Below are 5,875 nucleotides of genomic sequence, written 5' to 3'. Positions count from 1 at the left end.
CCATCTCGATGATGGTGTTGATGCTTTCCTCTTTCGCATCGCTGATGAACGCACAGGTATTTACAACTACTACATCTGCCTCTGTCTCATCATTTGTAAGCTGGTGGCCGGCTTTGTTCAGCAAACCGAGCATGACCTCGCTGTCCACCAGATTTTTATCACAGCCTAGTGATATGAGTAATACTTTCATCTGTTCTCCAATAATTTTGCACTTGTTCTTAGTTTATATTTATTGATTCTACACAGTTTGACATGAGCATGGCTATGGTCATAGGGCCGACTCCGCCAGGTACAGGAGTTATCGCTCCGGCAACCTCCTTGGCTGATTCAAAATCCACATCACCGCAGAGCTTATTATTCTCATCCCTGTGGATTCCCACATCTATAACTGTTGCGCCTTCCTTGATGTAAGATGCATCGATCATTTCTGGCTTTCCTATTGCCACCACGAGTATATCAGCACGTCTGCACACTTCCTTGAGATTCTTTGTTCTGGAATGGCACACGGTTACGGTTCCGTTCTCACGGAGCAGCAGCATGCTCATAGGCTTGCCTACTATATTGCTTCTGCCGAGTACCACGCACTCCTTACCCTCTATCTCTATTCCTGATCTCTTGATGAGCTGGATAACTCCGGCTGGTGTACACGACACAAAGCCCGGCTGTCCTATGCTGAGTGCACCAACACTCATCGGATGGAAGCCGTCCACATCCTTCTTTGGAGATATGGTCTTTATGACCTTATCCTCATCTATATGCTTTGGAAGCGGGAGCTGTACAAGTATTCCGTTCACCTTGTCGTCAGAGTTGAGCTTCTCTATAAGTGCAAGAAGCTCCTCCTCAGTTGTCTCCTCTGGTAGCTCATATGACAGTGAACCTATTCCTATATACTCACATGCCTTCTTCTTATTTCCAACATATACTGACGATGCAGGATCATTTCCGACCTGAATGACAGCAAGGCATATCTCTACGCCCTCTGCCTTGAGTCCCGCAACCTTCTCCTTGAGCTCATCCTTTATCTGTTTTGATATAACCTTACCATCTATAAGCTTATACATTTATTTGTCCTCCTAGAATAATCCGACGATCTTGCCGTCATCATCAACATAAATCCTTTCTGCCGCCGGGGATTTTGGAAGTCCAGGCATGGTCATGATAGTTCCGGTAATCGCTACCACAAATCCTGCTCCTGCACTGACATAAACCTCACGGATATTTATATCGAATCCTGTAGGTCTTCCAAGCTTCTTTGGATCATCTGACAAAGAATACTGGTTCTTTGCCATACATACAGGGAAGTTACCAAATCCCATCTCCTCGATCTTGGCGATGGCCTTGCTGGCCTCTGCGCTGTATGTAACACCATCCGCACCATATATCTCTGTAGCGATACAATCTATCTTATCCTTTATTGACAGGCTGTCATCGTAGAGCACCTTGAAGTTGCTCTTCTTGTTCTCCAGCGTGTTGAGCACTGCATTTGCAAGGTCTATACCACCCTTGCCTCCCTGCTCCCATACATTTGCAAGGGCAAAATCGCAATCTCTGTCCTCGCAGAACTTCTTGACAAAGTCAAGCTCTGCCTGACTGTCTGTGACAAATCTATTCAAAGTTACAACAACAGGAACGCCATACTTCTGAAGATTCTCAATATGCTTCTCAAGGTTTACTATACCAGCCTTAAGCGCGTCGAGATTCTCCTCGCCGAGATCTGCCTTTGCAACTCCGCCATTGTACTTGAGGGCTCTTACTGTAGCAACCAGAACCACCGCATCCGGCTTAAGGTTGTTCATACGGCACTTGATATCGAAGAACTTCTCAGCTCCGAGATCTGCGCCAAATCCTGCCTCTGTTATTACATAATCTGCAAGCTTTAATGCTGTCTTTGTAGCCATTACACTGTTACATCCATGTGCTATATTTGCAAATGGTCCGCCGTGTACGATTGCCGGTGTATGCTCAAGTGTCTGGATAAGGTTTGGCTTGATGGCATCCTTTAAGAGCGCTGCCATAGCTCCTACAGCCTTGAGATCAGCCGCTGTCACAGGCTCATTGTCCATGTTGTATGCAACGATTATTCTGCCAAGTCTCTCCTGAAGATCCTTCATGTCACTTGCAAGACAGAGAATAGCCATGATCTCCGATGCAACTGTGATGACAAATCCGTCCTCTCTAGGCACTCCATCGACACGCTTTCCAAGTCCGACAACTGTGTGTCTGAGAACTCTGTCGTTCATATCCATACATCTCTTGAACACTATTCTGTTCACATCTATTCTCAGTGCATTTCCCTGATGGATATGGTTATCCATCATGGCTGCAAGGAGATTGTTTGCAGATGTTATAGCATGAAAATCTCCTGTAAAGTGGAGGTTGAGATCCTCCATAGGTACTACCTGTGCATATCCGCCGCCGGCTGCACCACCCTTGATTCCAAAACATGGTCCAAGTGATGGCTCACGAAGTGCGATAACCGCCTTCTTTCCAAGCTGTCCCATAGCCTCACCAAGTCCTACAGTGATTGTCGTCTTTCCCTCTCCTGCAGGTGTTGGATTGATGGCTGTAACGAGGATAAGCTTTCCGTTCTCGTTGCCCTCAACCTTCTTTATAAGCTCATCTGAGAGCTTTGCCTTATACTTTCCATAGAGATCGAGGTCATCCTCTGATATTCCGAGCTTTGCAGCAACCTCCCTTATGTGCTTCATCTCAGCCTTCTGTGCAATTTCAATGTCTGTCATCATAGCTCTTATCCTCCGCTTTTTATAAATTAGTGTCTATATATTCATCAAACTGTTCCTGAGTCATCAGGATCTTTCTGGCCTTTGTGCCCTCCTCCGGGCCAACTACTCCCGCAGCCATCAACTGATCCATGATCCTTGCGGCTCTGTTAAAGCCTATCTTGAACGTTCTCTGAAGCATACCTATAGAAGCTTTTTCTTTCTCTATAATGAATCTTCCCGCTTCCACGAAATATTCATCCTTATCACTGGCTGAAGCCCCACCTATCGCTGTGGCGCCTGATCCACCATTTCCGGATATTGATTTAGATATCTCCTCATCATATGTTCCCACGCCATTGTTCTTCTTGAGGAAATCAACAACCGCTGTAACCTCATCATCCGACACAAATGCGCCCTGTACTCTGACCGGCTTAGGATAGCCTGTCGGATAGAACAGCATATCTCCCTTTCCAAGAAGTTTCTCTGCTCCTACCATATCAAGTATGGTTCTGGAATCAACTCCCGACGAAACTGCAAATGCTATTCTCGATGGAACATTTGCCTTTATGAGACCTGTTATGACATCAACCGACGGTCTCTGTGTTGCTATGACAAGATGTATACCCGCTGCTCTGGCAAGCTGTGAAAGTCTCACTATAGCATCCTCGACTTCGCCGTGGGCAACCATCATAAGATCTGCAAGCTCATCCACTATGACCACTATCTGTGGCATCTTGGTCAGCTTTTCTCCATCAGCTCCCGCTATAACGGCATTTTCAACCTTGTCATTATATCCCTGTATATTACGTACACTGTGCTCAGCAAAAAGCTGGTATCTTCTTGTCATCTCCATGACAGCCCAGTTGAGTGCCCCTGCCGCCTTCTTTGGATCTGTTACGACCGGTATCAGAAGGTGTGGTATGCCATTGTAGCATGCAAGCTCAACCATCTTAGGATCTATCATTATGAGCTTTACCTCCTCCGGTGTGGCTTTGTACAGTATACTCATTATAAGTGTATTGATACACACTGATTTACCCGAACCTGTGGCTCCGGCGATCAGAAGATGCGGCATCTTGGCAATATCCGTTGCGATGACCTGTCCACTTATATCCTTACCAACCGCAAATGCCACTTTGGACTTGAGGTTCTTGAAATTATCTGATTCTATAAGCTCCCGGAACGCCACAATTGAGTTCTCCTTGTTAGGGACCTCTATTCCTATGGCTGCCTTGCCAGGTATCGGTGCCTCTATACGTATATCCGCAGCCGCAAGGTTGAGCTTTATGTCGTCCGCAAGGTTCAGTATCTTGCTGACCTTGACACCCTGCTCCGGCTGCATCTCAAATCTCGTTACAGCAGGACCGCAGCTATAGTTTGTTATGGTTACATTGACGCCAAATGTCTCGAGGGTATTCTTAAGCTTGATGGCTGTCTCCCTGACATGGGCATCCCTGTTGGAATTGTTCGTCTTTTTAGGCTGGGACAGCAGATCTGCCGTTGGGAATTTATATTTTCTTCCCTCCTGATACTGCTTTGAGCTCTCAGTCTGTACCGCCGGCTTCTTTTTGCTTTGAGCCGCGGTATCCGTCTTCTCCTCCTCCGCAAATGCAGAGTCGTAGAGCGGATTGTAATCTGACACACTCTCTGGATGCATATTGCCATTTACCGCTCCCGCAAGGACATCCTCCGCATCATCAGTAAATGAAAGTATCTCTGCATCCTCCATATCAGTGTCCACAGCAGCCAGCTTTGGTTCTTCAGGAGTTACGACCACCGGCTTTCTTCTCTTCACAGGTGCATGCTTCCGCACCGGTTTATGCACAGGATCCTCTCTGTCTATCTGAACTGGATTGACGATCTCTTCTCTGTCGGTCATGACGATCTTCTCTATATCATTGTTAAATTCATCATAGGACATATCCACAGCGCCATCTCCAGGAGTGAGCTCGTGGACATCCTCCATGGCAAAGAAATCCCTGGCAGGCTCCCTCTCTACATTCTTCTGTGTCTTAGTCTTCCTTGGCTTGACCTGCGTTGCAGCAGTCCTGTCGGAAGCTCTGTCATCCTTGGACTTATCGCTGCTGTACACATTGAGATTTGCCATCGATGGTCTCACTCTGCGAACCGGAGTATCATTTACATCATGTGAGTAATAACCATCGTCATATCTGTCACTTTGATACTCCTCATCTTCATACTGTTCGTCATCATCGCTTTCTCTGCGCTCACGGATAGATGCTATGAAAAGTTTGATCTCGTCTATAACTGATATCTCCGTTATGAGAATGAACATGATAACCGCAGCTATAAATATTACTATGCACGCACCCGGAACTCCAAGCAGTGTCCTTATCGCAAAGAATATTCCTCCGCATATAACTCCTCCGCCCGATCTGTCCTTATACCCATCCATGTACAGAACCTTGACCGACTCAAAGGTCGATGAATATATAGCCTGAAATACCATGGACAACAGGATGAGCACAACGCCAAAATATACAACCTTTTTGACGATCTTCCCCCTGAAATCATTTGATATAAGATAGGCAGCCGACACAAATAGATATACCGGGAATATATACTCGCTGAAACCGATTATTCCAAAGAAAAATCCCGATACTGTATCTCCCACTATTCCGCAGATCCTGAAGTTTGCAAGTAGCAGAAATACCGAAAATGCAAAGAGAACTATGAGTATGATCTCACTTCTCATCTGCTTCTGCCTAGCCAGTTCCTCTTCCCGGGCTTTGCGTTCTATGGCAGCCTTTGATCTGGCAGATGTTTTTTTCGATGCAGTATTCTTCTTCGCAGATGTCCGGTTATTTGATCCACCTTTTGAAGAGTTCTTTGCCACAGTCTTTTTAGACGCAGCGTTTTTGGACGTGCCATTCTTTGATGTATTGTTCTTGTATGACTTTTTATTACCAGCAGCCATTTTCTACCTCTATTCTAAATCTTAAGCAGCAAAATACCATATTACAGACACGATTCCCGCGATCATACAATATATGGAAAAGCCCTTAAAATTCTTTTTCTTGACCGTATAAAGCATAAATTTTATACATAAATATCCAACAACACCTGCAACTACCATTCCAACTATGTAATTTACAACATCAGTTCCTGAAATAGATGACTTAAACAGATCA

4 protein-coding genes and 1 pseudogene are annotated in these 5,875 nt (G+C 45.5%); all 5 read right to left on the bottom strand.

The genetic code is table 11. The features are described from left to right. A pseudogene (locus tag CCU_RS12255) lies at positions 1 to 190 on the bottom strand (30S ribosomal protein S12 methylthiotransferase RimO); the annotation flags it as partial. A gap of 28 nt (positions 191 to 218) precedes the next feature. Beyond that, positions 219 to 1,061 carry a bifunctional methylenetetrahydrofolate dehydrogenase/methenyltetrahydrofolate cyclohydrolase FolD gene (folD, locus tag CCU_RS12250; protein WP_015534883.1) on the bottom strand — a complete coding sequence of 281 codons (843 nt, stop codon included), beginning with the start codon at positions 1,059 to 1,061 and terminating at the stop codon, positions 219 to 221. Positions 1,062 to 1,073: 12 nt separating this feature from the next. Beyond that, positions 1,074 to 2,744, bottom strand: a complete 1,671-nt coding sequence (locus CCU_RS12245) for a formate--tetrahydrofolate ligase (protein WP_015534882.1) — start codon at positions 2,742 to 2,744, stop codon at positions 1,074 to 1,076. Positions 2,745 to 2,763: 19 nt separating this feature from the next. Further along, complete coding sequence (locus CCU_RS12240) at positions 2,764 to 5,661, bottom strand: FtsK/SpoIIIE family DNA translocase (protein ID WP_015534881.1); 2,898 nt, start codon at positions 5,659 to 5,661, stop codon at positions 2,764 to 2,766. 21 nt (positions 5,662 to 5,682) lie between these two features. Continuing rightward, the coding region (locus CCU_RS12235) for an undecaprenyl-diphosphate phosphatase (RefSeq protein ID WP_305803643.1) at positions 5,683 to 5,875 on the bottom strand (193 nt) is incomplete at its 5' end.

The organism is Coprococcus sp. ART55/1, from assembly GCF_000210595.1.
GTDB lineage: Bacteria > Bacillota > Clostridia > Lachnospirales > Lachnospiraceae > Coprococcus > Coprococcus aceti.
Note: the sequence above shows the minus strand (reverse complement) of the source record. Positions and strands in the feature narration are given on the sequence as shown.

Bases quoted from the DNA above. Each gene is read 5' to 3' on its own strand.
- folD (WP_015534883.1), bottom strand. From the start codon at position 1,061: ATGTATAAGCTTATAGATGGTAAGGTTATATCAAAACAGATAAAGGAT.
- CCU_RS12240 (WP_015534881.1), bottom strand. From the start codon at position 5,661: ATGGCTGCTGGTAATAAAAAGTCATACAAGAACAATACATCAAAGAAT.
- CCU_RS12245 (WP_015534882.1), bottom strand. From the start codon at position 2,744: ATGATGACAGACATTGAAATTGCACAGAAGGCTGAGATGAAGCACATA.